The 25,181-nt window shown below is 67.4% G+C and carries 29 protein-coding genes and 1 tRNA gene; 25 read left to right on the top strand and 5 right to left on the bottom strand.

The window, feature by feature from the left end; translation table 11 throughout:
- Positions 1-90 precede the first annotated feature (90 nt).
- From Q5H94_RS09080 to Q5H94_RS09050, 7 genes are all read left to right on the top strand, one after another.
- Positions 91-1,875 carry an ABC transporter transmembrane domain-containing protein gene (locus Q5H94_RS09080; RefSeq protein WP_304560942.1) on the top strand — a complete coding sequence of 595 codons (1,785 nt, stop codon included), beginning with the start codon at positions 91-93 and terminating at the stop codon, positions 1,873-1,875.
- 124 nt (positions 1,876-1,999) lie between these two features.
- Positions 2,000-2,917 (top strand): 4-hydroxybenzoate octaprenyltransferase, encoded by a 918-nt coding sequence (gene ubiA / locus Q5H94_RS09075; RefSeq protein WP_304560941.1) that lies wholly within the window; start codon positions 2,000-2,002, stop codon positions 2,915-2,917.
- Between the two features lie 31 nt (positions 2,918-2,948).
- Positions 2,949-4,295, top strand: a complete 1,347-nt coding sequence (locus tag Q5H94_RS09070; RefSeq protein ID WP_304560940.1) for a TldD/PmbA family protein — start codon at positions 2,949-2,951, stop codon at positions 4,293-4,295.
- Positions 4,288-5,067: a 3'(2'),5'-bisphosphate nucleotidase CysQ gene (locus tag Q5H94_RS09065; RefSeq protein ID WP_304560939.1), complete on the top strand. Its 780-nt coding sequence runs from the start codon at positions 4,288-4,290 to the stop codon at positions 5,065-5,067. Before Q5H94_RS09070 ends, Q5H94_RS09065 begins: the two co-directional genes overlap by 8 nt.
- Positions 5,068-5,478: 411 nt before the next feature.
- Positions 5,479-6,792, top strand: a complete 1,314-nt coding sequence (locus tag Q5H94_RS09060) for a glycosyltransferase family 39 protein (protein ID WP_304560938.1) — start codon at positions 5,479-5,481, stop codon at positions 6,790-6,792.
- Positions 6,793-6,869: 77 nt separating this feature from the next.
- Entirely contained in the window at positions 6,870-8,030 is a 1,161-nt protein-coding gene (locus Q5H94_RS09055) for an AI-2E family transporter (RefSeq protein ID WP_304561067.1), read from the top strand.
- Between the two features lie 45 nt (positions 8,031-8,075).
- Positions 8,076-8,152 (top strand) — tRNA-Asp (locus Q5H94_RS09050).
- Between the two features lie 18 nt (positions 8,153-8,170).
- Here the strand turns inward: Q5H94_RS09050 and Q5H94_RS09045 are convergent.
- The 4 genes from Q5H94_RS09045 to Q5H94_RS09030 form a co-directional block, all read right to left on the bottom strand.
- Complete coding sequence (locus Q5H94_RS09045; protein ID WP_304560937.1) at positions 8,171-8,383, bottom strand: DUF2842 domain-containing protein; 213 nt, start codon at positions 8,381-8,383, stop codon at positions 8,171-8,173.
- A complete protein-coding gene (locus tag Q5H94_RS09040) occupies positions 8,380-8,922 on the bottom strand; it encodes a 5-formyltetrahydrofolate cyclo-ligase (protein WP_304560936.1) in 543 nt (180 codons plus the stop codon). The genes Q5H94_RS09045 and Q5H94_RS09040 overlap by 4 nt, the downstream gene beginning before the upstream one ends.
- Before the next feature lie 282 nt (positions 8,923-9,204).
- Positions 9,205-9,510: a cell division protein ZapA gene (locus Q5H94_RS09035; RefSeq protein ID WP_304560935.1), complete on the bottom strand. Its 306-nt coding sequence runs from the start codon at positions 9,508-9,510 to the stop codon at positions 9,205-9,207.
- A complete protein-coding gene (locus tag Q5H94_RS09030) occupies positions 9,510-9,713 on the bottom strand; it encodes a hypothetical protein (protein WP_304560934.1) in 204 nt (67 codons plus the stop codon). Before Q5H94_RS09030 ends, Q5H94_RS09035 begins: the two co-directional genes overlap by 1 nt.
- Before the next feature lie 147 nt (positions 9,714-9,860).
- Between Q5H94_RS09030 and gap the strand changes: the two genes are divergently transcribed.
- The 7 genes from gap (at position 9,861) to Q5H94_RS08995 (ending at position 16,976) form a co-directional block, all read left to right on the top strand.
- Positions 9,861-10,868 (top strand): type I glyceraldehyde-3-phosphate dehydrogenase, encoded by a 1,008-nt coding sequence (gap, locus tag Q5H94_RS09025; RefSeq protein ID WP_304560933.1) that lies wholly within the window; start codon positions 9,861-9,863, stop codon positions 10,866-10,868.
- An 11-nt stretch (positions 10,869-10,879) separates the two neighbouring features.
- Complete coding sequence (locus tag Q5H94_RS09020; protein WP_431312150.1) at positions 10,880-11,332, top strand: MOSC domain-containing protein; 453 nt, start codon at positions 10,880-10,882, stop codon at positions 11,330-11,332.
- 3 nt (positions 11,333-11,335) lie between these two features.
- Entirely contained in the window at positions 11,336-12,529 is a 1,194-nt protein-coding gene (locus Q5H94_RS09015) for a phosphoglycerate kinase (RefSeq protein WP_304560931.1), read from the top strand.
- Between the two features lie 75 nt (positions 12,530-12,604).
- The gene (locus Q5H94_RS09010; RefSeq protein WP_304560930.1) at positions 12,605-13,516 is read left to right on the top strand and encodes a fructose bisphosphate aldolase; all 912 of its coding nucleotides are present in this window, start codon (positions 12,605-12,607) and stop codon (positions 13,514-13,516) included.
- Between the two features lie 167 nt (positions 13,517-13,683).
- Positions 13,684-14,229: a glutathione peroxidase gene (locus Q5H94_RS09005; RefSeq protein ID WP_304560929.1), complete on the top strand. Its 546-nt coding sequence runs from the start codon at positions 13,684-13,686 to the stop codon at positions 14,227-14,229.
- A 23-nt stretch (positions 14,230-14,252) separates the two neighbouring features.
- Positions 14,253-14,945, top strand: a complete 693-nt coding sequence (thiE, locus tag Q5H94_RS09000) for a thiamine phosphate synthase (protein WP_304560928.1) — start codon at positions 14,253-14,255, stop codon at positions 14,943-14,945.
- Positions 14,946-15,005: 60 nt separating this feature from the next.
- Positions 15,006-16,976, top strand: a complete 1,971-nt coding sequence (locus Q5H94_RS08995; RefSeq protein ID WP_304560927.1) for a CocE/NonD family hydrolase — start codon at positions 15,006-15,008, stop codon at positions 16,974-16,976.
- A gap of 43 nt (positions 16,977-17,019) precedes the next feature.
- Here the strand turns inward: Q5H94_RS08995 and Q5H94_RS08990 are convergent, their stop codons facing one another.
- A complete protein-coding gene (locus Q5H94_RS08990; protein ID WP_304560926.1) occupies positions 17,020-18,099 on the bottom strand; it encodes a potassium channel family protein in 1,080 nt (359 codons plus the stop codon).
- Between the two features lie 109 nt (positions 18,100-18,208).
- Here Q5H94_RS08990 and efp point away from each other — a divergent pair, with 109 nt between their 5' ends.
- From efp to Q5H94_RS08935, 11 genes are all read left to right on the top strand, one after another.
- The gene (efp, locus tag Q5H94_RS08985; protein ID WP_304560925.1) at positions 18,209-18,772 is read left to right on the top strand and encodes an elongation factor P; all 564 of its coding nucleotides are present in this window, start codon (positions 18,209-18,211) and stop codon (positions 18,770-18,772) included.
- A 121-nt stretch (positions 18,773-18,893) separates the two neighbouring features.
- A complete protein-coding gene (locus Q5H94_RS08980; protein WP_304560924.1) occupies positions 18,894-19,706 on the top strand; it encodes an inositol monophosphatase family protein in 813 nt (270 codons plus the stop codon).
- Positions 19,707-19,790: 84 nt separating this feature from the next.
- A complete protein-coding gene (locus Q5H94_RS08975) occupies positions 19,791-20,660 on the top strand; it encodes a tyrosine-protein phosphatase (RefSeq protein ID WP_304560923.1) in 870 nt (289 codons plus the stop codon).
- 114 nt (positions 20,661-20,774) lie between these two features.
- Positions 20,775-21,161: an NADH-quinone oxidoreductase subunit A gene (gene ndhC / locus Q5H94_RS08970; RefSeq protein ID WP_304560922.1), complete on the top strand. Its 387-nt coding sequence runs from the start codon at positions 20,775-20,777 to the stop codon at positions 21,159-21,161.
- Entirely contained in the window at positions 21,152-21,697 is a 546-nt protein-coding gene (locus Q5H94_RS08965) for a NuoB/complex I 20 kDa subunit family protein (RefSeq protein ID WP_304560921.1), read from the top strand. The genes ndhC and Q5H94_RS08965 overlap by 10 nt, the downstream gene beginning before the upstream one ends.
- Positions 21,694-22,464 carry an NADH-quinone oxidoreductase subunit C gene (locus Q5H94_RS08960; protein WP_304560920.1) on the top strand — a complete coding sequence of 257 codons (771 nt, stop codon included), beginning with the start codon at positions 21,694-21,696 and terminating at the stop codon, positions 22,462-22,464. Before Q5H94_RS08965 ends, Q5H94_RS08960 begins: the two co-directional genes overlap by 4 nt.
- Positions 22,464-23,699 (top strand): NADH-quinone oxidoreductase subunit D, encoded by a 1,236-nt coding sequence (locus Q5H94_RS08955; RefSeq protein WP_304560919.1) that lies wholly within the window; start codon positions 22,464-22,466, stop codon positions 23,697-23,699. Before Q5H94_RS08960 ends, Q5H94_RS08955 begins: the two co-directional genes overlap by 1 nt.
- Positions 23,696-23,977 carry a hypothetical protein gene (locus Q5H94_RS08950; protein ID WP_304560918.1) on the top strand — a complete coding sequence of 94 codons (282 nt, stop codon included), beginning with the start codon at positions 23,696-23,698 and terminating at the stop codon, positions 23,975-23,977. Before Q5H94_RS08955 ends, Q5H94_RS08950 begins: the two co-directional genes overlap by 4 nt.
- Positions 23,970-24,305 (top strand): nuclear transport factor 2 family protein, encoded by a 336-nt coding sequence (locus tag Q5H94_RS08945; protein WP_431312149.1) that lies wholly within the window; start codon positions 23,970-23,972, stop codon positions 24,303-24,305. The genes Q5H94_RS08950 and Q5H94_RS08945 overlap by 8 nt, the downstream gene beginning before the upstream one ends.
- Positions 24,305-24,976 carry a complex I 24 kDa subunit family protein gene (locus Q5H94_RS08940; protein WP_304560916.1) on the top strand — a complete coding sequence of 224 codons (672 nt, stop codon included), beginning with the start codon at positions 24,305-24,307 and terminating at the stop codon, positions 24,974-24,976. Before Q5H94_RS08945 ends, Q5H94_RS08940 begins: the two co-directional genes overlap by 1 nt.
- On the top strand, positions 24,973-25,143 hold the full coding sequence (locus Q5H94_RS08935; protein WP_304560915.1) for a hypothetical protein: 171 nt from the start codon (positions 24,973-24,975) through the stop codon (positions 25,141-25,143). The genes Q5H94_RS08940 and Q5H94_RS08935 overlap by 4 nt, the downstream gene beginning before the upstream one ends.
- Positions 25,144-25,181: the final 38 nt, after the last annotated feature.

Genomic DNA, 25,181 nt, shown 5'->3' with positions numbered 1-25,181 from the left:
CACGTGCTGCAGTTGCACAATCCGGTGTGTCCCTTAGGCAACTGACGCCGCGCATTGAGGCGGGGATGTCTCCCTGCTAACGGCGCCGGAATGGCCGACCCCGAAACCGACGCTCCCAAATCGAGCCGCAAGCTCAGCAACCTTGGCATGGTGTGGCGTTTTGCGCTGCGATATCCGGTGCAACTGGCGATCTCGCTGCTGGCGCTGCTGGTGACGTCGGTCACGACGCTGGTGTTTCCGTGGAGCATCCGCTCGGTCATCGACAAGGGCTTCACCCACGGCGCGAGCGACGTCGCGCATATCGACCACGTCTTCTACCAGTTGCTCGCGCTCGTCGTCGTGCTGGCGGTGGCGACGGCGGTGCGATTCTATTTCGTGTCGTGGCTGGGCGAGCGCACCGTCGCCGACGTGCGGATGGCGGTACAGACCAATCTGCTGCGCCTGGCGCCGAGCTGGTTCGAGGAAAATCGCCCGTCCGAGGTCGCCTCGCGCCTGACTTCGGACACGACGCAGATCGAGAATGCGGTCGGCACGACCGTTTCGGTGGCGCTGCGCAACGGGCTGACGGGGGCGGGCGGCATCGTCTCGCTGTTCCTGTTCTCGCCGAAGATGGCGCTGGCGATCATCATCGGCGTGCCGCTCGTCATCCTGCCGATCGTGCTGCTCGGCCGCCGCGTGCGCAACCAGTCGCGCGACAGCCAGGACCGGATCGCCGATCTCGGCGCGATGGTGGTCGAGACGTTCGGCGCGATGAAGATCGTGCAGGCGTTCGGCCAGGAAGCGCGCGAGACGGCGCGCTTCGGCGCGGCGGTGGACAAGAGCCTCGCCGCCGCCAAGCGCCGCATCCTGACGCGCGCGATCATGACGGCGCTGGTGATGGGCCTGCTGTTCGGCGCAGTGACGTTGCTGATGTGGTCGACCGTGGCGGACGTCGCGGCGGGGCGGCTGAGCGCGGGCGCGCTCGCGGGCTTCCTCGTGACAGCGACTTTGGTGACGGGCTCGTTCGGCTCGCTGACCGAGGTCTACGGCGACCTGATGCGCGCATCGGGCGCGGCCGAGCGCCTGTCCGAGCTCCTCGCCGAGGTGCCTGCGATCCGCGCGCCCGCGCAGCCGCTCGTGATGCCGGTTCCCGCGCGCGGCACCGTCGAGTTCGCGCATGTCGAGTTCCGCTATCCCACCCGGCGCGACGTGGCGGCGCTGCACGATTTCTCGCTGAGCGTCGGTGCGGGCGAAACGGTCGCGATCGTCGGGCCCTCGGGTGCGGGCAAGACGACGATCTTCCAGTTGCTCCAGCGCTTCTACGATCCCGATGGCGGCGAGGTGCGGATAGACGGCGTCGCGCTGCCGCGCGCCGACCCGGCGGAGATTCGCAAGCGCATCGCGATGGTGCCGCAGGAGACGGTGATCTTCGGCGCATCGGCGCGCGACAATTTGCGCTACGGCGACTGGGGGGCGAGCGACGACCAGCTCTGGGCCGCCGCCGAGGCCGCCAATGCCGCCGAGTTCCTGCGCAAGCTGCCCGAGGGGCTCGACACGTTTCTGGGCGAGGGCGGCGCGCGGCTGTCGGGCGGCCAGCGCCAGCGCGTCGCGATCGCCCGCGCCCTGCTGCGCGATGCGCCGATCCTGCTGCTGGACGAGGCCACCTCGGCGCTCGATGCCGAGAGCGAACGGCTGGTGCAGGAGGCGCTCGACCGGCTGATGGAACACCGCACCACGCTCGTCATCGCGCACCGCCTCGCCACCGTGCGCGCGGCGCAGCGGATCATCGTGATGAACGACGGCCGCATCGTCGAAAGCGGCACCCACGCCGCGCTGATCGGCCAGAGCGGGCTGTACGCAAGGCTCGCGAGCCTGCAGTTCAGCGAGGCGGCGTGACGTCCGGCTTCTTCTCCCCTCCCTGGAAGGGAGGGGCCGGGGGTGGGTCGGTTTGGGGCGGGCGCTTTCCTTCGATAGCGACCCACCCCCAGCCCCTCCCTTCCAGGGAGGGGAGCCGGTTGCGATGACACCCACGGACCTCACCCCCGACACCGAACACCGCGGCTTCGTCGCGCTCCTGCCACGCGCCCTTCGCCCGTTCGCGCTGCTCGCGCGGTTCGACCGGCCGATCGGCTGGTGGCTCCTCTTCTGGCCCGGCGCGTGGGGCGTAGCGCTCGCAGGCGGCGCGATTCCGCGCTGGGATCTGGTCCTGTGGCTCCTCCTCGGCAGCATCGCGATGCGCGGCGCGGGGTGCGTCTACAACGATATCGTCGACCGCGACCTCGACCGGCAGGTCGCGCGCACGCGCAGCCGCCCCTTGGCGAGCGGCGCGGTCAGCCTCAGGGCCGCATGGATCTGGCTGGTGGCGCTGTGCCTGATCGGCCTCGTCGTGCTGCTGCAACTGCGCGTCTACGCGGCCGTCGTCGCGCTGCTCAGCCTCGGCGCGGTGGCGGCGTACCCCTTTATGAAGCGCATTACCTGGTGGCCGCAGGCGTGGCTCGGAATCGTCTTTTCCTGGGCCTGCCTGGTCGGGTGGAGCGAGATCGCGAGGTCGCTCACCGCACCGGGGCTGTTGCTCTACGCGGGATCGATCGTCTGGGTGATCGGCTACGACACGATCTATGCACTGCAGGACCGCGAGGACGACGCGCTGATCGGCGTGCGCTCCTCGGCGCTGCGGCTCGGCAGCCGGGTGCGGGCGGGCGTCGCGCTGTTCTACGCCGCCGCCGTGCTGCTGTGGGGCGCGGCGCTGTGGCTGGTCCGCCCCGACCCGTTCGCGCTCGCGACGCTGATCCCGGTCGCGGCGCATTTCACCTGGCAGGTCGCGACGCTGAAGCCCGGCGACGGCGCGGGCGCGCTCGCCCGCTTCCGCTCGAACCGCTTCGCAGGGCTGCTGGTGTTCCTCGCCTGTTTTACGGTCGGGACTGTCGCGACGCTTTGACCTTCGCGACCGGCGCACCTAAGTCCCGAAGATGCTGACCACTCAAGAAGCCCAGAACCGCGCCGCCGACACCGTCGCGCAGGCGCGCGCGGCGGGGGCCGATGCCGCCGACGCCGTTTTCTCCGCCGATACCGCGCTCGAAGTGTCCGTGCGCTTGGGCGCGCTCGAGGATGTCGGCCGCAGCGAGAGTTCGGACCTCGGCCTGCGCGTGTTCGTCGGCAAGCGCTCGGCGAGCGTCTCGACTTCCGACTTCACCCCCGCCGCCATCGCTGCGCTGGTCGAGCGCGCCGTCGCGATGGCGCGCGAGGCGCCCGAGGACGACTGGGCCGGCCTCGCCCCCGCCGAGCGGCTGATGCACGGCGCGGCACCGCTGCTCGATCTCGACGACGGCGGCGAGGCCAGCCCCGAATCGCTGCGCGCGGCCGCGCTCGCCGCCGAGGAAGCCGCGCGCTCCGTCTCAGGCGTCACCAACAGCGAGGGCGGCTCAGCCAGCGCCTCGCGGTCGATCTGGGCACTCGCCACCAGCCACGGCTTCGCGGCGTCCTACGCCACCACCGGCTACGGCCTGTCGGCGAGCGTGCTGGCGGGTGAGGGCGGGGCGATGGTGCGCGATTATGCCCACCACAGCGCCCGCCACCGCCGCGCGCTGGAAAGCGCCGAGGCAATCGGCCTGCGCGCCGGTGAGCGCACCGTCGCCCGCGCCAACCCTGGCCGCGTCGAAAGCGGCGCGATGCCGGTGGTGTTCGATCCGCGCGTCGGCTCCAGCCTGATCGGTCATTTCGTCGGCGCGATCGCCGGCCAGGCGATCACGCGCCGCACGTCGTTCCTGCTCGACGCGATGGGCACGCCGGTGTTCGCCGAAGGCATCCGCATCGAAGATGATCCGCACCGCCCGCACGGCCTGCGCTCGCGTCCGTTCGACGGCGAGGGCCTGCCGGTCAGTCCTTGCGCGCTCGTCGAGAACGGCGTGCTGGAGACGTGGCTGCTCGACAGCGCCTCGGCCCGCCAACTCGGCCTCTCGCCGACCGGCCATGCCGCACGCGGCGGGGCGGGGGCGCCCGGCGTCTCGACCAGCAACCTCCACATGGTGAACGGCCACGTCCCGCCCGCGACGCTGATCGCCGACATCAGCCGCGGCATCTACGTCACCGAACTGATCGGCATGGGCGTCAACGGCGTGACGGGCGATTACAGCCGGGGCGCGGCGGGCTTCCTGATCGAGGATGGGCAGATCACCACGCCCGTCGCCGAGCTGACGATCGCGAGCAATCTCAAGGATATGTTCCGCAATCTTACGCCCGCCAACGATCTCGAATTCCGCTACGGCACCAACGTCCCGACCTTGCGTGTCGAGGGGATGACGGTGGCGAGTGGCTGACGTCGCCCTCGCCGACAGGATAGCCGAGATCGCCGCCGAGGCGGGCGCGCTGGCGATGGGCCAGTGGCGTACCGACTTCGAACGCTGGGAGAAATCGCCCGGCAACCCCGTCTGCGCGGTCGATCTGGAGGTGGACGCTCTCCTGCGGGATCGGCTCTCCGCGCTCGATCCGGGCGCGGGCTGGCTGTCCGAGGAGACCGCCGACAATGCCGACCGGCTCGCGCTGGAGCGGTTGTGGGTGGTCGATCCGATCGACGGCACGCGCGACTATATTCGCGGACGGCCCGGTTGGGCGGTGTCGATCGCATTGATCGAACACGGCGTGCCGGTGATCGGCGTGCTCGACGCCCCCGCGCGCGGCGAGGTTTGGCGGGCTGCGCGGGGTAAGGGCGCGACACGCAACGGCGTGCGGCTGCGCGCCGGCGGGCGCGCCGACTTTCCGGGTGCGCGCGTGCCGACCGACGCGCTGCCCAAGGTCGATCACGATCTCGTCGCGGTCGACAAGCCCAATTCGATCGCGCTGCGCATCGCGATGGTCGCCGCTGACGAGGCCGATCTCGTCGCGACGGTGCGCTGGGGCTACGAATGGGATATCGCCGCCGCCGTTCTCATCGCGGGCGAGGCGGGCGCGACGGTGACGGACGCCTTTGGCCAGCCGCTCGCCTTCAACACGCAGAATGCGCAGGCGTTCGGCGTGCTGGCGACGGTGCCCGGCATCCACGCGGCGGCGCGCGACCGGCTGCGAGCGCGGGCGGAGGCGGCGCGGGGCTGAGCGCCGTCAGTTCCCGCCCGATTTCCGACGTTTTTCGCTGTCCTACACGGGCGCGGTCATGTCAGCGTCGCTGCATGATCCACGCCTCTCCCCGCCACCATCCGCGGAAGCTGCCACAGGCACTCGGTTCGTCGCATTTTCACCGGCCACTTGCGTAACCTTTGTTACCTTCGCGCTCGAATCCCGCACGCGAATCGACAGGCGGATGACGGCCCATCGCCGGGCATCCGACCGCGGCGGATCGTCGAAGTCCTAAGCAGGGCCCGGCCAGTGCCAGAATCGCACACATGCCCGGCGCCGCAACGAAGTCCGTTCGGGGATCAGGGCGTTAAGCCTCTTTCCTGCCGCCGCTCCTCTTCCGCCCGCACGGCATGCGTGTTTCCACACGGCACCGATCTGGGGAGAGATTGGATGGGACTGGACGATCGAATCGCGAGGGTGGAGCAGGCGCGCTGGGGGCTTCCGGCTATCGTCGCGGTGGCGCTCGCCGTGCGGCTCGCGCTCGCGTTGGCCTTGCCGCAGCAGCCGATCTCGGACGGGCTCTGGTATATGGATCACGCCGCGGAAATGGCGCGCGGGCTGGGCTATCAGGAGGCGGGCTATGTGACCGCTTTCTGGCCGGTCGGCTATCCGGCGGTGCTGGCGGCGGCGATGTCCTTGCTGGGCCCCACGCTGTCCGCCGCGATCTTGCTGAACCTGATCGCGACCGCCGCCATCGTCCTGCTGATCGTCCGTATCGGCGCGCAACTTGGGCTCGATGGCCTGGCGACGCGCATCGCCGCCGCGCTCTACGCGCTCTATCCCGCGCACATCGTCTATGCCGGGCAGCCGGTGTCGGAGACGGTCGCGACTGCCGTGGCGATGGCCGCCTTCGCACTGCTGATCGGCGCACGTGGACGACGCTGGGGGTCGCTCGCCGCTGGCCTCCTGTTCGGCATCGCCACGCTGATGCGCCCGCAGATGATGTTCTTCCCGGCCGGGATGCTGGTCGCGATGGCGCTGACGCTGCGCGATTTCGGCTGGCGAGGGGCCTTGCGCGCCGCGCTGCCGCTGTACCTCGCGCTGGCGGCCGTCGTGACGCCCTGGAGCTTGCGCAACGCGGCCGAACTCGGCGCGGCGGTGCCCGTTTCCACCAACGGTGGCATCGCGCTCTATTACGGCGCGAACGACCGCGCGACCGGCGACTGGTATGCGTGGGAACGCACGCCGGTGTGGGATGCGACTGGGGTCGGCATCCCGTACAAGCAGCACATCGTCGAGCAGGTCGAACTCGACCGCCGTTTCAAGGCGCTCGCTGTCGACTGGATCAAGCGCAACCCCGGCCGCTGGACAGCACTCGGCTTCCGCAAGATGGCGCTGTTGTGGGAGCGCGACAGCGACGCTTTCTGGGCGCTCGACATCGGCTATCCAGCACTCGCCACGCCGATCGCGGCGGTGCGCGTGTTCAACCAGCTCTGCTATTTCGCGATCCTCGCGCTGGGGCTTTCCGCCCTCGGCGTCGCGCTGCCCGCACTGTGGCGGCGCGAGCGGCTCGCTCCGCTGCTGATGCTCGCCTGCATGCCCGCCTTCGCCACGCTGACGGCTTTCGCCTTCACCGGGCAGGGGCGATATCATTATCCCGCGATGCCGTTCCTATTCGTCGCGGCAGGTTGGACGCTCGCGGCGCTGCTGCGCTGGTGGGCGGCGCGGAGCCCGGCCCCGCTGCTGCGCGCGACAGCCGCCTGACAAAGCCCGGTAACCCCGCTAGGGTCGCGCCGGTATATGAAAAGGGGCGGCGAGTGGTTGAACCGGGCGGGGCGGATCTGACGGGCAGGGAGCCTCCCTACGACGCGATTCTCGAGGCCAACAACCGCCGCGACCGCCTGCTCGCCTCGCTCACGCTGTTCGCCGGCATCGGCCTCGCCATCTCGCTGCCGTTCGCGCTGAAGGCGGGGGCGGAATTCTTCCTGCCGACCACCGCCGCGCTCGTCATCGCCATCGCGTTGGTGCCGATCCTGGAGTGGCTGGAGCGGCACCGCGTCCCCTCGTCGCTGGCGGCGCTGACCTGCATCCTGCTGTTTCTGCTCGCCGCCAATATCGCGCTGGCGGCGATCGTCGTTCCCGCCATCGAATTTTTCCGCAAGCTGCCGGAGCGGATCGACCGCATCCAGATGAACATCGCGCCGCTGATCGATCTCTATTCCAGCCTCGAAAAATACCTCAACCGCACCGTCCGTCACCTCGCCGCGACCGGCCCGGTGCGCGCGCCGCAGACCGCCGCCGTCGCGCCGCCCAATTCGATTCTGGAACTCGCCGCCACCTCCGCGCCGACCGCGATCGTGCAGGTGTTCTTCGCGATCCTCGTCATCTATTTCTTCCTCGCCGGCTGGACCCGCCTCAGGAAGCGTACGATTACCAGCCGCTCCAGCTTCGGCGGCGCGATGGCGACCGCGCGCGTCATCCAGGACGTGGTCGACGATACCGCCGCCTATCTGGGCACGATCACCATGATCAACCTGATCCTCGGCCTGATCGTCGCGGGCGTGCTGTGGGCGATGGGCATGCCTTATCCGTTGATGTGGGGCGGCATCGTCGCCTTGCTCAACTACGTCCCGTACTTCGGCCCGATCGCGGCGGCGCTGCTGCTCGGGCTGGGCGGGCTGATGACGTTCAAGGACATCTGGGCGGCGAGCTTTCCGGCGGTGCTGATGATCGGCTGTCACCTCGTCGAGGCGAATGCGATCACGCCGCTGATCGTCGGGCGCAGGCTGACGATCAACCCGATCCTGATCCTCATCTCGATCAGCTTCTGGAGCTGGATCTGGGGCACGCCGGGCGCGCTGCTGGCGGTGCCGCTGCTCATCATCCTGCAGACCGTGCTGGGCGCGATCGGCAAGCCCGATATCGCGGGCTTCCTGTTCGAGCATGACGCGCGCGCGCCGCGGCCGGGCGTCTATTCGAACAACGGTGCCGACAGCGGTTGACAGGGTAGGGCGGCTCGCTTAGTGGCCGCGCCTCACGCTTTCCAAGCGGGTGTAGCTCAGTTGGTTAGAGCGCCGGCCTGTCACGCCGGAGGTCGCGGGTTCGAGCCCCGTCACTCGCGCCATTCCCCTTGCGGAATGGCCTACCAGGAACGCCATTTCCCGGTTTCCATCCACGACAACATCGGTTTCAGCGGTGCGATCCAGATCAGGCCGGTGACGATGTAGAACACGAGCTGCGCCAGCCAGTGCCAGTTCCATACGATCGCGGAAAAGCTCGCGACGATCACCACCCACACGACGATCAGCATCAGGATGGCGAGCATGCCGAAGGGTTTGCGCCAGCTGGGGTTCATGGCCGAGAGATCCATCCTGATTCGGTGATGACGGCGTGGAGCGGCATGTCCCACGCATCGACCGGTAGCGAATCGACCTGTTGCACCGCCCACGCAACCCCGATTCGCAAAGCGCCGGGAAATTCGGCGAAGGCGCGGTCGTAATAGCCCGCGCCCTGGCCGAGCCGGTCGAGCTTCGCGTCGAACGCCAGCAGCGGCGTCAGGATGATGTCGGGGGCGAGCGCGGGGGCCTCGTGATGCGGTTGCTGCAACCCCATCGGCCCAACATGGAGGTCGTCGGCCGCATCCCATGCGAGGAAGCGCATCGGCGCGCTGCGCGTGGTGACGTGAGGGAGGGCGATGAGGCAGCCCGCCTCCACCGCCGCGCGGGCGAGCAGCACGGGGTCCGCTTCGCTGCCTAGCGGCACGTACGAGGTGACGGTGAGTCCTGCGCGCAGGTGTTCGAGAAACTCGGCGGGGGCGGCGATGGGCGCGGGGCTGCTCGCGAAGAAGGCGTCGCGTGCGGCTCGGGCGTGGGCGCGGAGGGTGGGTTTGTTCATTCTCACCTCTGCCCGCCGCGGCGAAGCCGCGTCGTCGGAGCTCGGCCAGGGCCGAGCCCGGCCGCGCTGACGCGTCTCGCCGATAACGAGGTTATCGGCGTGCGCGCCGAGCGGGTGGCGGGACCGCCGTGGCCGTGTGCCGGGTTATCCTCTGACGCACGGTACGTCAGGTGGGGACCATGTGCTTCGGGCCAGGACCCGGGCAGGGACAGCCCCCTTGGATGATGAATAGCCTCAGGGATAATAAAGGCTCGTACCGGGCAGTGCCCGCCACCGGACAATCTAGGCGTTCCGCGCCGATTTCTCAAGGGCATCGGCCAGATCCTCGAGCCGGGCCGCGACGCGGTCGAGATGCACGCTGCCGCCGCCTTCCGTCGGCGCACGCCGCTCGGCGTCGTTGAGCGAGTCGGCGAGCATCAGGGCCACGAACAGCATCGTGCGTTCCCCGTCGAGCCCGCCGGAGGCGCGCGACGCATCGGCCCAGTGCGCATCGAGCATCGTGCCCAGCCGCCGCACTTGATCCTCCTGGCCGGCGGGACAGGCGACGGTATGGCGGCGGTCGCCGATGGTGAGGGTCACGTCAGCCATCAGTCCGCGTCCTCCCCGGAAGCATCGCCCGCGGCAATGATAGCGTCGAGTTCGTCGAGTGCGCCTTTTACGCGCGCGCGAAGCGCGTCGTGGCGGCGCGCAAGCGTATCGTTCGCACGGTCGCGGTTCGAAACCGCCGCTTCGATACGGGCAATCGCGCGCTCGATCCGGTCGAGCGCGGCTGGGGGTGAAACGTCCGCCATCGTCCCCGATTAGCACGACCGGAGCGCGCGGCAATATCGATTTGGGCCAGTATCGCAGAACAGCCACGGTTGACCTGCAAGTCCAGCCGCCGCAAAGACGCGCGCGTCTGAAGACTCGTGCTGCACCAGCGAAAAGGAATTCCGGGAATGACCGTCAAGGTTGCGATCAATGGTTTCGGGCGCATCGGGCGCAACGTCGCGCGCGCCATCCTCGAACGTACCGACCACGACCTCGAACTGGTCTCGATCAACGATCTCGCCGACGCGAAGGCCAATGCCCGCCTGTTCATGCATGACAGCGTCCACGGCAAATTCTCCGGCGCGATCGAGGTCGACGGCAACGATCTCGTCGTCAACGGCAAGCGCATCCACGTCACGGCAGAGCGTGATCCCGCCAAGCTGCCGCACGCCGCGCAGGGCATCGACATCGCCCTGGAATGCACCGGCTTCTTCACCAACCGCAAGGGCGGCCAGGCGCATCTCGATGCCGGCGCGAAGCGCGTGCTGATCTCGGCACCGGGCAAGGAAGTCGATCTGACGGTCGTGTTCGGCGTCAATCACGACCAGCTGACGGCAGAGCACAAGATCGTGTCGAACGCATCCTGCACCACGAACTGCCTCGCGCCCTTCGCCAAGGTGCTGCACGAATCGATCGGCATCGAGCGCGGCCTGATGACGACGATTCACGCCTATACCAACGACCAGAAGATCCTCGACCAGATCCATGAAGATCCGCGTCGCGCCCGCGCCGCTGGCATGTCGATGATCCCGACCACGACCGGCGCCGCGCGCGCTGTCGCGGAAGTGCTGCCCGCGCTGAAGGGCAAGCTCGATGGCTCGGCGATCCGCGTGCCGACGCCCAACGTCTCGGTCGTCGACCTGACCTTCCAGCCGGTGCGCGACACCACGAAGGAAGAGGTTAACGCGCTGCTCAAGGCCGCCGCCGAGGGCCCGCTGAAGGGCGTGCTGAATTATACGGACGAGCCTCTGGTCTCGATCGACTTCAACCACGACGCGCACAGCTCGACGATCGACAGCCTCGAGACGTCGGTGATCGACGGCAAGCTCGTGCGCGTACTGTCGTGGTACGACAACGAATGGGGCTTCTCGAACCGTATGCTCGACACGGCCGGCGCGATCGCGAAGTTCCTCTAACGGGTAGCATGATGGGCGTTCTTCTCGGCATCGCCCGTCACGCCATCGTGAAGGGACCGATGGAGGCGATCTCGGAAGCCGAGATCACCTTCGCCGGCGGCGTCGCGGGAGACTATCGCGGCGCGATGAAGGGCAAGCCCTACAAGCGCCAGGTCACGCTGATCGAACGCGGCGACTGGGTGGCGGCGATGGCCGAGGTCGGCCACACGATCGACTGGATCGAGCGCCGTTCGAACCTCCTGGTCGACGGGCTCGATCTGCCGCAGGTCGCGGGCGTGCGCCTGCGTATCGGTGCCGACGTCGTGCTCGAGGTGACGCGCGAGACCGATCCGTGCGAACGGATGGAGGCGCTGGCCGAGGGTCTCAAGGCGGCGCTGCTGCCCGACTGGCGCGGCGGCGCTTGCGCGAAGGTCATTGCCGAGGGGCATATCAAGGTCGGCGACAGCATCAGCATCGAGGAATAAATGATGGCACGCACTTTCAAGACGCTCGACGACATGGGCGATATCGCCGGCAAGCGCGTGCTGGTGCGCGAGGATCTCAACGTGCCGATGGCGGACGGTGCCGTTACCGACGACACCCGCCTGCGCTCGACCGTGCCCACCGTCGCCGAACTTTCCGACAAGGGCGCGATCGTCCTCGTCCTGGCCCATTTCGGCCGCCCCAAGGGCAAGCGCGACCCCGAAATGTCGCTGGCGATGGTGACCAAGCCGTACAGCGAAGTGCTCGGCCGTCCGGTGCGCTTCATCGACTGGGACGGCGCGGAGGCGGCGGTCGCGACGCTTTTGAACGGTGATATCGCCGTGCTGGAGAACACGCGCTTTCACGCCGGCGAGGAGAAGAACGACTCTGCGCTGATCGCCGAGATCGCGAAGCTGGGCGATCTCTACGTCAACGACGCTTTCTCTGCCGCGCACCGCGCCCATGCCTCGACCGAAGGGCTCGCCAAGGTGCTTCCGGCGTTCGCGGGCCGGGCGATGGAGTGCGAGCTCGACGCGCTCGACAAGGCGCTCGGCACCCCGGAGCATCCCGTCGCGGCGGTGGTCGGCGGGGCGAAGGTCTCGTCCAAGCTCGACGTGCTGAAATATCTCGTCGCCAAGGTCGATCACCTCATCATCGGCGGCGGCATGGCCAACACCTTCCTCGCCGCGCGCGGCGTCGATGTCGGCAAGTCGCTGTGCGAGCATGATCTCGTCGGCACGGCGGAGGAGATCTTCGCCGCCGCCGAAGCCGCGAACTGCACGATCCATCTGCCCTATGACGTGGTCGTTTCGAAGGAATTCGCGCCCAACCCGCCGTCGTTGCGCACCGTCAACGTCCACGAGGTCGCTGCCGACGAGATGATCCTCGACGTCGGCCCGGCGGCGGTCGAAGCGCTCGCCGACGTGCTCAAGACCTGCAAGACTCTGGTGTGGAACGGGCCGCTCGGCGCGTTCGAGACGCCGCCCTTCGACGCCGCCACGGTCGCGCTCGCCCGGACGGCGGCGGCGCTGACGCAGGCGGGGAGCCTCGTCTCGGTCGCGGGCGGCGGCGATACCGTCGCCGCGCTCAACCAGGCCGGGGCCGGGGAGGATTTCACTTTCGTCTCGACGGCGGGTGGCGCTTTCCTGGAGTGGATGGAGGGCAAGGAATTGCCCGGAGTGGCCGCGCTGACGCGCTAACCATCCCTCCCGGTTGCCGAATCCGACCAGAATGATATCCTTGCCGCAACGCAGCAAATCTCAGGGGAGCCCCGCATGAACACCGTCGACATGACCGCCAAGATCGCCGCAGGCCAGGGCTTCATCGCCGCCCTCGATCAGAGCGGCGGGTCCACCCCCAAGGCGCTCAAGGGCTACGGCGTCGAAAGCGACGCGTGGTCGACCGAAGAGGAAATGTACGGCCTCATCCAGGACATGCGCAAGCGCATCATCACCGCGCCGAGCTTCAACGGCGACAAGGTGATCGGCGCGATCCTGTTCGAGCGCACGATGGACAACAGCATCGACGGCAAGCCGGTGCCAGCCGTGCTGATCGAGCGCGGCGTCGTACCCTTCATCAAGATCGACAAGGGCCTCGAGGACGAGGCGAACGGCGTGCAGCTGATGAAGCCGATGCCCGAGCTCGACGCGTTGCTCGCGCGTTCCAAGGCGCTCGGCGTGTTCGGCACCAAGGAGCGGTCGGTCATCAACCTCGCCAACCGCGAGGGCATCGCGGCGATCGTCAAGCAGCAGTTCGAGGTGGGCGCGCAGGTGCTTGCCGGCGGGCTGGTGCCGATGCTGGAGCCAGAGCTCAACATCAAGAGCCCGGAGCGTGCCGAGGCCGAGGTGATCCTGCTCGAAGAACTGCTCAAGGCGCTCGATGCGTTCCCGGGCACCGAAAAGGTCATGCTCAAGCTGTCGATCCCCGAGAAGTCGGGCCTGTTCGATCCGCTCGTCGATCATCCGCGCGTGCTGCGCGTCGTGGCGCTGTCGGGCGGCTATGCCCGCCCGGAGGCGTGCGCCGAGCTCGCCAAGAACCGCGGCATGATCGCGAGCTTCAGCCGCGCGCTGCTGGAAGATTTGCGCTTCCAGATGAGCGAGGCGGAGTTCGACGCATCGCTCGGCGCGGCGATCGACGAGATTTATACCGCATCGACGGAGAAGACGCCGGTCGCCGTCGCGGCGTAACCAAAATCCGTCATGCCAGCGAAAGCTGGCATCTCCCGGTTCGGGCCACAGCCCTTGCCACAAGGAGACCCCAGCTTTCGCTGGGGTGACGATCAGGGCGGCGTTTCGGTCTTCCGGGAATCGTGGACGCCACCTACACTCTCCTGAACCCGCAAAGGAGAGCCCGCATGACCGCCATCCAGGAAACCCCGCTCAAGACGATCGACGGCAAGCCGACGACGCTCGGCGACTATGCGGGTGAGGTGCTGCTGGTCGTCAACGTCGCCTCCAAATGCGGGCTGACGCCGCAGTATGAGGGGCTGGAGACGCTGTTCAAGACCTACCGCGAGCAGGGCTTCTCGGTGCTGGGCTTCCCCGCCAACGATTTCGGCGCGCAGGAGCCGGGGACGGAGGAGGAGATCGCGACCTTCTGCTCGACCACCTACGACGTCGATTTCCCGATGTTCTCGAAACTGGTCGTCACCGGGCCCGACAAGCATCCGCTTTATGCGCAGCTCATTGCGGAAGCGCCGGACACGCAGGGCGATACCGCCACGATGCGCGAGAAGTTCAAGGGCTATGGCATGACGCCGAACGATGCGCCTGAATTGCTGTGGAATTTCGAGAAGTTCCTGATCGCGCGCGACGGCACGGTCGCAGGCCGATTCGCGCCCGCGACCACGCCCGCCGACCTCGCGCTGACCGCCGCGATCGAGGCGGAGTTGGCGAAGTAGCGCGCGGGCGCTAGGGCCGGGCGATGACAGAAGACGATCCGCTCGGCCCGCTCGACCCCGATTTCGCGCTCCAGTTCCGCCGCGACGACCGTCGCCCGGCCTGCCAGCTGTACCTGATCTCGCCGCTTGAGACCGGCGGGGGCTTCCCCGACCGTCTGGCGCGCGCGCTGGATGCCGGGCCGGTCGCCGCCTTCCAGTTCCGCGTGAAGGACGTGGATCAGCACGCCGCCGCCGCGCTGGCCGAGCCGTTGCAGCGCATCTGCGCCGACCGCGACGTCGCTTTCATCGTCAACGACAGCATCGCGCTGGCGAAGCGGCTCGGCGCGGACGGCGTCCACCTCGGGCAGGAGGACGGCGATCCGCGCGAGGCGCGCGACGTGCTGGGCCCCCAGGCGCAGATGGGCGTGACCTGCCACGACAGCCGCCACCTCGCGATGGAAGCGGGCGAGGCGGGGGCGGATTACGTCGCGTTCGGCGCCTTCTATCCAACCGCGACCAAGACGGTGAAGCATCATCCCGAACCCGTCATCCTGAGCTGGTGGGCGACGATGTTCGAGGTGCCGTGCGTGGCGATCGGCGGAATCACGCCTGCCAACGCCGCGCCGCTGGTCGCGGCGGGCGCGGATTTCCTCGCGGTGTCGGGCGCAGTCTGGGATGGCGACGAGGCGGCGGCGGTCAGGGCGTTCGCGGAGGTGTTGGGCGTCCGGCGCGCTTGATCTCGGGGCGGGAGGGGGCCTACCCAGTGCCTTCCCCCGATTGCAGCGAGATCCCCCGTCATGCGCGCCAAGATCGCCCTTCTTTTCACCGCCACCGCCTTCCTCGCCGCCGCGCCGATCGCCGCGCAGAAGGGCCCCGACGGCTCCTCGTCCGATGCCGACATCAAGGCGGCGGCCAATGCTGCGCCGGGCGGCGACATTCCGCGCAGTTTCAAGCAGCCCGAGGCGGAGAAGGATTACGTCAAGCGTGTCGTGATGATCCCGATGCGCGACGGCACCAAGCTCTACACCGTCATCGTCTATGCCAAGGGACTGACGAACGCGCCGATCGTGCTGACGCGCACGCCCTATAATGCCAAGGGCCGCGCCAACCGGATGGATTCGCCGAGCGAACTCTCCACGCTGCCGCTCGCCGACGAGATGTTCGTAAAGGCGGGCTATATCCGCGTCTATCAGGATATTCGCGGCAAATACGGATCGGAGGGCGATTATATCGTCACGCGCCCCGTCGTCGGCCCGCTCAACAACACCAAGGTCGATCACGTCACCGACGCCTATGACACGATCGACTGGCTGGTGAACAAGGCGAACGTGCCGCAGTCGAACGGCAAGGTCGGGATGATCGGCTCGTCCTATGAGGGCTTTACGGTGGTGATGGCGCTGTTGAAGCCGCATCCGGCGCTGAAGGTCGCCGCGCCGCAGAGCCCGATGATCGATGGCTGGATGGGCGACGACTGGTTCCACTATGGCGCATTCCGGCTCGCCAATATCGGCTGGATCGGATCGCAGACCGGCTACAAGGGCGAGGGCAAGACGCCGCGTTCTGGTGGATACGACGATTACGAGAATTTCCGCGACAAGTCGGCCGGGGACTGGGCGAAGGCGTCGGGCTACGACCAGCTGCCGGCGTGGAACAAGGTCGTGCAGCACCCCGAATATGACGATTTCTGGTCGGGGCAGGATCTGACGAAACTGCTCGCCAAGAGCCCCTCGAACGTGCCGACCTTGTGGGAACAGGGGTTGTGGGATCAGGAGGATATGTGGGGCGCGATCCACGCCTATGAGACGATGGTGAAGGCCGGGAAGGGCACCAGCAACTACATCGTCATGGGCCCGTGGCGGCACAGCCAGGTCAATCGCACCGGCAGCGAGCTGGGGCCGTTCAAATGGGCCGGCGACACCGCGCAGCAATATCGCGAGGACATGGTGCTGCCCTTCTTCAACCAGTATCTGAAGGACGGCCCGCCGGCGCAATTGCCGCCCGCCGCAATCTACAACACCGCCGCCAATCACTGGGACAAGTTCGGGAGCTGGCCGCTGTCGTGCGACACGGGGTGCGCGACGCCGCTGACGCCGTTGTACCTGCAGGCCGGAAAAGGACTCGCGTTCGAGAAGGGCGTCCTCGGCGGCGACAGCTACGTTTCCGACCCCGCCAACCCGGTCCCGCACCTGCCGCGTCCGGTCAATTTCAAGGACGGGCGCTGGGGCGACTGGCTCGTGCAGGACCAGCGCGCCTCCGACGGGCGGACCGACGTGGTGAGCTATTCGACGCCGGTGCTGACCAAGACGGTGCGCGTCTCCGGCGTGCCGTGGGCCGATATCTTCGCCAAGACGACGGGGACGGATGGCGATTTCGTCGTCAAGCTGATCGATGTCTTCCCCGAGGAGAATGCGACCGACGCGAAGATGGGCGGTTATCAGCTCGCCATCAGTCTCGATATCTTCCGCGGGCGCTACCGCGACAGCTTCGAGCATCCGAGCGCGATCCCGGCCAACAAGGTGCAGGAATATCGCTTCCGGCTGCCGGCGGTGAACCACGAGTTCAAGCCCGGCCACCGCATCATGGTGCAGGTGCAGTCGTCGCTGTTTCCGCTCTACGATCGCAACCCGCAGACCTTCGTGCCCAACATCTTCCTGGCGCGCCCAAGCGACTATAAGGCCGCGACGGTGACGCTGATGCACGGTGGCGCGGGCGCGAGCGCGGTGATGCTGCCGGTGGTGGCGGAGGACGTGGCGGCGGCGGGGAAGTAACCTCTTCAAGCCCCTCCCCTGAAAGGGAGGGGCTTTGGGGCGCTCAGAACACGTTGCGCCCGGTCCGCAGTTGTTCCTTGCTGTTGAAGAGGCGGCGGGCGGCATTGCCCGAATCGCGGACCAGCACGAGAACCGTATCGTCGGGCTGGAGCGGTTCGTCCTTGGCGGGGCGCGAGATGGCGGTGTCGGCGCGGCGGATCTGGACGATGAAGAACGCGCCCGCGCCCTGCCGTTCGGCCTCGCCGACGGTGAGGCGGGCCATTGCCGACCCCGCCAGCACCGGCACCAGTTCGAGATCGAGGCCGAGCTCGCCGAGATCGCCGCGCACCTGAGTCATGCGGGCGTCGCCCTCCAGCGTGGCGCTGGCGGGGAAGAGGATCATCCGCGCCATGCGTTCGGCGCCGATATGCGTCGGCTGCACGACCTGGTTGGCACCGGCGCGCAGCAGCTTGCGTTCGGTCGTCGGGGCCTCGCCGCGCGCGATGATCTCGAGATCTGGCGCGAGGTTGCGCGCCGACAGGGTGATGAAGACGTTGGCGGCGTCGTCGGGCAGCACGGTCGCCAGCGTACGGGCGCGCAGGATGCCGGCGGCGATCAGCACCTCCTCTTCGGTCGCATCGCCGGTGACGCAGAGGTGCCCGGCGGCCTCCGCCTCGGCGAGGCGGGCCGCGCCGCGCTCCACCACCACCAAAGGCACGCCGCCCGCCGCGAGATCGTGCGCGAGCATCACGCCGATGCGCCCATAGCCGCAGACGACGACATGGCCGGTCAATTTCTCGATGCGGCTCTGCATGCGGTTGGCTCCCAATATCTGCTTGAGCTGGAGGACGGTGAAGAACTGGACGAGCGCGCCGGTGAACAGGATCATGCCGGTGCAGCCGAACACCATCAGGCCGATCGTGACGCCTTCCAGATAGGGCGTGTCGATCGGCCGGACCTCGCCGTAGCCGACCGTGTAGACGGTGAGCAGGACCATGTAGATCGCTTCGCGGAAGGTCCAGCCGGCGGCCATGTACGCCAGCGTCGCCACCACCACGACGGTTAATACCAAGGCGACGATCGACACCAGATTGCGGACCGGCGAGCCGAGCGCGTTTTCCGCGTCATTCAGGAAGGTGCGCACGGGCGGAGAATGTGACGGGGGCGTGACGATGTGTCCAGTCCGCCACGCTTGCCGGAATCGCTCGCGACAGCTAAAGGCCCCGCCTTCGCTCTTTCACAGGTATACGGTCATGAAGATCAGCGGCGTGGACATTCGTCCCGGCAACATCATCGAATATGAAGGCGGCATCTGGAAGGCCGTCAAGATTCAGCACACCCAGCCCGGCAAGGGCGGTGCGTACATGCAGGTCGAGATGAAGAACCTCATCGACGGTCGCAAGAACAACGTCCGCTTCCGTTCGGCCGAGACGGTGGAGCGCGTGCGGCTCGACACCAAGGATTTCCAGTTCCTGTTCGCCGACGGCGAGGCGCTGACCTTCATGGACAAGGAAAATTACGAGCAGATCACGCTCGACAAGGGCGTGATCGGCGAGGCCGCCGAGTTCCTGCAGGACGGCATGGACGTGGTGATGGAGCTGTACGACGAGCGCCCGATCTCGGTCGATCTGCCGAGCCAGATCGAGGCGACGATCGTCGAGGCCGACGCCGTCGTGAAGGGGCAGACCGCCTCGTCGAGCTACAAGCCCGCCGTGCTCGACAACGGCGTGCGCGTGATGGTGCCGCCGCATATCGGCGCGGGCACGCGGATCGTGGTGGACGTATACGAGCGGACCTACGTCAAAAGAGCCGACTGAAAATTCCCCTCCCGCTTGCGGGAGGGGTTAGGGGAGGGCGTGTCCGGGTCTCACGTCGCTCTCGATTGCTGACAGGCCCTCCCCCAGCCCCTCCCGCAAGCGGGAGGGGAGAGAGATATCTATGCCCTCCCATTCCGGCCTCCTCACCGTCATGGACCGCGCCGCGCGCAAGGCGGCGCCGCGCCTGCGTCGTGATTTCAACGAGGTTTCGCAGCTTCAGGTGAGTCGCAAGGGTCCCGCCGACTTCGTGTCGATGGCCGACAAGCGCGCCGAGCAGACGATCTTCGAGGAACTCTCGCACGCGCGGCCCGACTGGGGTTTCGTGATGGAGGAGCGCGGCGAGATCGCGGGCGATCCGTCCAAGCCGCGCTTCATCGTCGATCCGCTCGATGGCACGACCAACTTCCTCCACGGCATCCCGCATTTCTCAATCTCGATCGCGGTCGAGGAGCCGCTGGCGAACGGCAAGCGCGAGGTCACCTCGGGCGTCGTTTACCAGCCGCTGACCGATGAGAGCTTCTGGGCCGAGAAGGGCCGGGGGGCGTGGTTGCAGGACGCGCGGCTGCGCGTGTCGGCGCGGCGCGATCTCGCCGACTCGCTGATCGCGACGGGTATCCCTTTCCTCGGCCACGGCGATTTCGCGCAGTGGAGCCGCATCTTCGGCGCGGTCGCGCCCGAGGTGGCGGGCATTCGCCGGTTGGGATCGGCGGCGCTCGATCTCGCATGGGTCGCGGCGGGGCGGTTCGACGGGTTCTGGGAATCGTCGCTGCAGCCCTGGGACGTGTCGGCCGGCATGCTACTGGTGCGCGAGGCGGGCGGCTTCGTCACCGATTTCCGCGGCGGCGACCGAATGATCGAGCGCAGCGAATTCCTGGCGGCGAACGACGCGCTGCAATCGAAGCTGCACAAGCTGATCGCGGGCGCGCTGCGCTGATCCGGCGGGAGGCGCGGGCCGCCTTCTTCATGGTGTCATAATCGGCGCGGATACTTTCCCGAAGCGATAGCCGGGAGAGAGTGAATGCGTGTGCGGAGATCCGGTTTCGGAATCGTGCTTGCCGGGCTGGCGTTGCTGGCGGGGCCGGGCGCGGCGCGCGAGGCGACGCCGCGCGGTGCGCAGGCGGTCGCGCACCAGCGCGTGCTGCCGCTGGAGGGCGGCCGCAATTTTCGCGACCTCGGCGGCTATCCGGCGGGCGGCGGGCGGCATGTCGTGTGGGGCAAGCTGTTCCGGTCGGGATCGATGCACGGGCTGACCGCCAGGGATTACGCCTATCTGCAAACGCGGGGCATCGTCGTGGTGTGCGATTTCCGCGACACGCGCGAACGCACGGCCGAGCCGGCCGCCTGGCCCGCCGGAGCCGCGCCGCGCGTGCTGAGCGACGACTATCAACTCGACATGAAGCAGTTCTTCCCGGCCGGCGACCCCAAGGGCTGGACCGCAGAACAGGCGCGAGTCGCGATGACGGCGAGCTATCCGCACATGCTCGGGCAGTTCGAAGGCCAGTATCGCCGCATGTTCGCGGAGTTGCTGGCGGGTCACGCGCCGCTCGCCTTCAACTGTTCGGCCGGCAAGGACCGCAGCGGCGTGGCGGCGGCGCTGCTGCTGACCGCGCTCGGCGTGCCGCGCGAAACGGTGATTTCCGATTACCTGCTCACCAACCGCTATCTTGACCAGAACACGATGCGGGCCAGCCCGGCGAGCGCGAACAGCCCGCTGGCGCAGGCCCCGGCCGGGGTGCGCGAGGCGCTGGGCGCGGCGGACCGCCGCTATATCGCGGCGGCGTTCAAGGTGCTGGACACCTATCCGGGCGGCGCGCGCGGCTGGCTGAAGGACAAGATGGGGCTGTCGGCGGCGGACATCGCCAGACTTCGGGCGCTCTATACGGCGTGACGTTTGGCCGGCGCGGCGCTTGTTGCGATTCATTCTCACACGCCCGAACCCTTGCCCGGTCCAGACCATCGTCCTAAAGCCCGGGGCATATCCTTCGCACTTGCGAGAAGCCCCTTGATCGACCTGTCGCAATATCTTCCGATCCTGCTGTTTCTTGGGGTCGCGCTCGTGCTTTCCAGCGCGTTCGTGTTCCTGCCGATCCTCGCTGCGCGCTTCACCGGCGCGCACAAGCCGACGCCTGAAAAGCTGAGCGAATATGAGTGCGGCTTCCCCGCGTTCGAGGATCCGCGCAGCCAGTTCGACGTGCGCTTCTACCTCGTGGCGATCCTGTTCATCGTGTTCGATCTGGAAGCGGCGTTCATCTATCCGTGGGCCGTCAGCGTGTTCAAGCTCGGCGGCTGGGCGAGCTGGACGGCGTGGATCGCGATGATGGTGTTCATTGCCGAACTGGCGCTCGGCCTCGTCTATGCCTGGAAGAAGGGAGCGCTCGAATGGGAGTAGAACTCACGCGCGCGCCTGCTGACGGCGCGATCCTGCCGCCGGATCAGAGCTTCTTCGACGGGCTGAACGGCGAGCTGACCGACAAGGGCTTCCTCGTGACCAGCACCGAGGAGCTGTTCCAGTGGGCGCGCACCGGCTCGCTGTGGTGGATGACCTTCGGGCTGGCGTGCTGCGCGGTCGAGATGATCCACGTCAACATGCCGCGCTATGACCTCGAACGCTTCGGCGCCGCGCCGCGCGCTAGCCCCCGCCAGAGCGACGTGATGATCGTCGCTGGCACGCTCTGCAACAAGATGGCCCCGGCGCTGCGCCGCGTGTACGACCAGATGAGCGAGCCGAAATACGTGATCTCGATGGGATCGTGCGCCAACGGCGGCGGCTATTATCACTACAGCTATTCGGTGGTGCGCGGTTGCGACCGGATCGTGCCGATCGACATCTACGTGCCGGGCTGCCCGCCGACCGCCGAGGCCTTGCTCTACGGCATCATGCAGTTGCAGCGGAAGATCCGCCGCTCGGGAACGGTCGAACGGTGAGGGCGCCAGCACCCGCCTACGCCGCCGACCTGAACGGCGCGACGATCGACGCCGCGCAGGCGCTCGGCGCGAAGCTGCTGTCGGCGACCGATCTGGTCGGCGAGGTCGCGCTGCATGTCGACCGTGTCTCGCTCGTCGAGACGATGACGGCGCTGCGCGACACGCCCGGCCTCGAATATCAGCAGTTGATGGAGATCGCGGGCGTCGATTATCCCGATCGAGGGGCGGATCGCTTCGAGGTCGTCTATTGCCTGCTCAGCCTGACGCGCAATCACCGCATCCGCGTGCATGTCCAGACCGACGAGGAGAAGCCGGTGCCGTCGGTGACGGGCCTCTGGCCGGTCGCTGGCTGGCTGGAGCGCGAGGTGTACGACATGTACGGCGTGCTGTTTTCCGGCAACGCCGACCTGCGCCGCATCCTCACCGATTACGGTTTTCGCGGCCACCCGCAGCGCAAGGACTTCCCGCTGACCGGCTTCGTCGAGCTGCGCTATTCGGAAGAGGCGAAGCGCGTCGTGTACGAGCCCGTCCAGCTCGCGCAGGATTTCCGCACGTTCGACTTCATGAGCCCATGGGAAGGGGCGGAGTATATCCTCCCCGGTGACGAGAAGGCCGCACTCCCCGAGGCGAAGGGTGCGCCGACGCCGCTCAAGGCCGACGAGATCGTCAAGGCGGATGCGACGCAGTCCGCAAAGGCCGCGCCGACCACGCCCAAGACCACCGACAGCCCCGCGCAGACGGGCGACGGCAAGGCGGAGCCGAAGTAATGGCCGATTATCTCGAGAAACTCGAAGGCCAGGCCGACGCGGGCGATCCCGAAGTCGGCGACGTCACGATCGAGAATTACACGATCAATTTCGGCCCGCAGCATCCGGCAGCGCACGGCGTGCTGCGCCTCGTCATGGAGCTCGACGGCGAGATCGTCGAGCGGGTCGATCCGCATGTCGGGCTGCTCCACCGCGGCACCGAGAAGCTGATCGAATACAAGACCTACACGCAGGCTTTGCCGTATTTCGACCGGCTCGATTACTGCTCGCCCTTGTGCATGGAGCATAGCTTCGTGCTGGCGATCGAGAAGCTGCTCGACATCGAGGTGCCGATCCGCGCGCAGTATCTGCGCGTGTTCTTCGCCGAGCTGACGCGCATCTCCAACCACATGCTCAACCTCGGGTCGCACGTCATGGACGTCGGCGCGATGACGCCGAACCTGTGGCTGTTCGAGATTCGCGAGGATTGTCTCAATTTCTTCGAGCGCATGTCCGGCGCGCGCATGCACCACAATTACCTGCGGCCCGGCGGCGTGCATCAGGACGTGCCGCTCAAGCTGCTGACCGATATCGGCGAATGGCTCGACACGCGCCTGCCGCGCCTGTTCGAGGATGCGATCAGCCTCGTCGCCGACAACCGCATCTTCAAGCAGCGCAACGTCGATATCGCGGTGGTGAGCCGCGACGACGCGATCAAATGGGGCTTCTCCGGCCCGATGATCCGCGGTTCGGGCATCCCGTGGGACCTGCGCAAGTCGCAGCCCTATGACGTCTACGCCAAGATGGATTTCGACGTGCCGGTCGGCACGCGCGGCGATTGCTACGATCGCTTCATGGTGCGCGTCGAGGAGGTGCGGCAGTCGGCGCGCATCATGCGCCAGTGCCTGAACGAGATGCCCGAGGGGCCGATCGCCAGCCTCGACCGCAAGGTGGTGCCGCCCAAGCGCGGCGAGATGAAGCGCTCGATGGAGGCGCTGATCCACCACTTCAAGCTCTACACCGAGGGCTTCCACGTGCCGGCGGGCGACGTCTATGTCGCGACCGAGAGCCCCAAGGGCGAGTTCGGCGTGTATCTGGTCGCCGACGGCTCGAACAAGCCGTACCGCTGCAAGATCCGGCCGACCGCGTTCAGCCACCTGCAGGCGATGGACTTCATGATGAAGGGCCACATGCTCGCCGACACCACGGCCGTTCTGGGCGCGATGGATATCGTGTTCGGGGAGTGTGACCGGTGAGGGCGGCACTGATCGCTATGGCGGCTGCCGCGCAGGTCGTTCCGACGCTGGCGGAGTTGAAGCATCGTGGGCTGGTCGAGCTTTTCCGCCACCGAGCGCTCGGGCCGGGCGAACGCCGTGGTACGGCGCTGCGGGAATTGATTGTTGTTGGGCCGCGCGGGACGGAGAAGTCGTTTCTTCCGAAGCAGCAGTTCGAATGCTTGGTTCGGACGGGCATCGCAGAAGGCAAGCTTGAGTGCCGGCCGCGCCTTGCGCCGGGGAATTATGTCCATGTCTGACCGCCTCGCCACCGCCCGCGAGATGATCGCGCGCTACAATGCGCAGGATGCCGACGGCTATGTCGCGCTGATGACCGAGGATGCGTGCGAGGCGACCTATCGCGGCGCGGTGCTGCGCGAGGGGCGTGAGGGCGTGCGTTCGGGCCTGAAGGCGATGTTTGCGCAATTTCCCGAGAACCGTGCCGAGATCCTCGACGAATATGTCCTCGGCGAGACGGTGGTGCTGCACGAGGACGTGTCGCGCAGCCCCGGCGGCGAGGCGTTCAAGGTCATGTCCGTCTATACATTCGAGGGCGAAAAGGTCGCCCGCGTGGAGTTCATCCGATAATGGCCGACGCGCCGAAAATTCCCGACGAAGCAGAAACCCGCGCGCGCTGGGGCGATTTCGCCTGGACCGAAGAGAATGCGCGCAAGGCGAAGGAAGTGCTGTCGCGCTATCCCGAGAACCGCAAGCAATCCGCGTCGATCCCGCTGCTCGATCTCGCCCAGCGTCAGGTGGGGGCGGACACGCAGACCCAAGGCTGGCTGCCGGTACCGGTGATCGAGTATGTGGCCCGCCAGATCGAGGTGCCGTACATGCGCGTGTACGAGGTCGCGACCTTCTACACGATGTTCAACATGGCGCCGGTCGGCAAGTATCATGTGCAGGTCTGCGGCACGACGCCGTGCCTGCTCGGCGGCTCCGACGACGTGATGGCGGCGTGCAAGAACAAGGGCCTGTCGAAGGGCCACACCACGCCCGACGGCCTGTTCACGCTGACCGAGGTCGAGTGCCTGGGCGCATGCGCCAACGCGCCGATGGTGCAGATCAACGACGACAATTTCGAGGACTTGGATTACGACCGCACCACCGCGATCCTCGAGGCGCTGGCCGAGGGCAAGGCGGTGACGCCGGGCTCGCAGACCGGGCGGCGCGACAGCTGCGCCATCGGCGGCCCGACCAATCTGAAAGAGATGGTCGACGACAACCACGATTATCGCGGGGAGTGGGCATCGTGAACAAGAACGCGATCGTCACCATCCTCGCGATCATCGGCGGCCTGGTCGTGCTCGGCTGGGTGCTGAAGCTCACCTTCGCGCTGCTCGGGCCGCTGCTCGTGATCGGCGTGGGCGTGCTGATCTATCTGGTGCTCGCCAAGGACAAGACTATCGGAGGCCCGAAGTGAACGTGGCGGTCTGGGTAGCGATCTTCGCGTCGTTCATC

The sequence above is a fragment of the Sphingomonas immobilis genome (assembly GCF_030580995.1).
GTDB lineage: Bacteria > Pseudomonadota > Alphaproteobacteria > Sphingomonadales > Sphingomonadaceae > Sphingomonas > Sphingomonas immobilis.
This window is presented reverse-complemented; position numbering and strand designations above follow the sequence as displayed.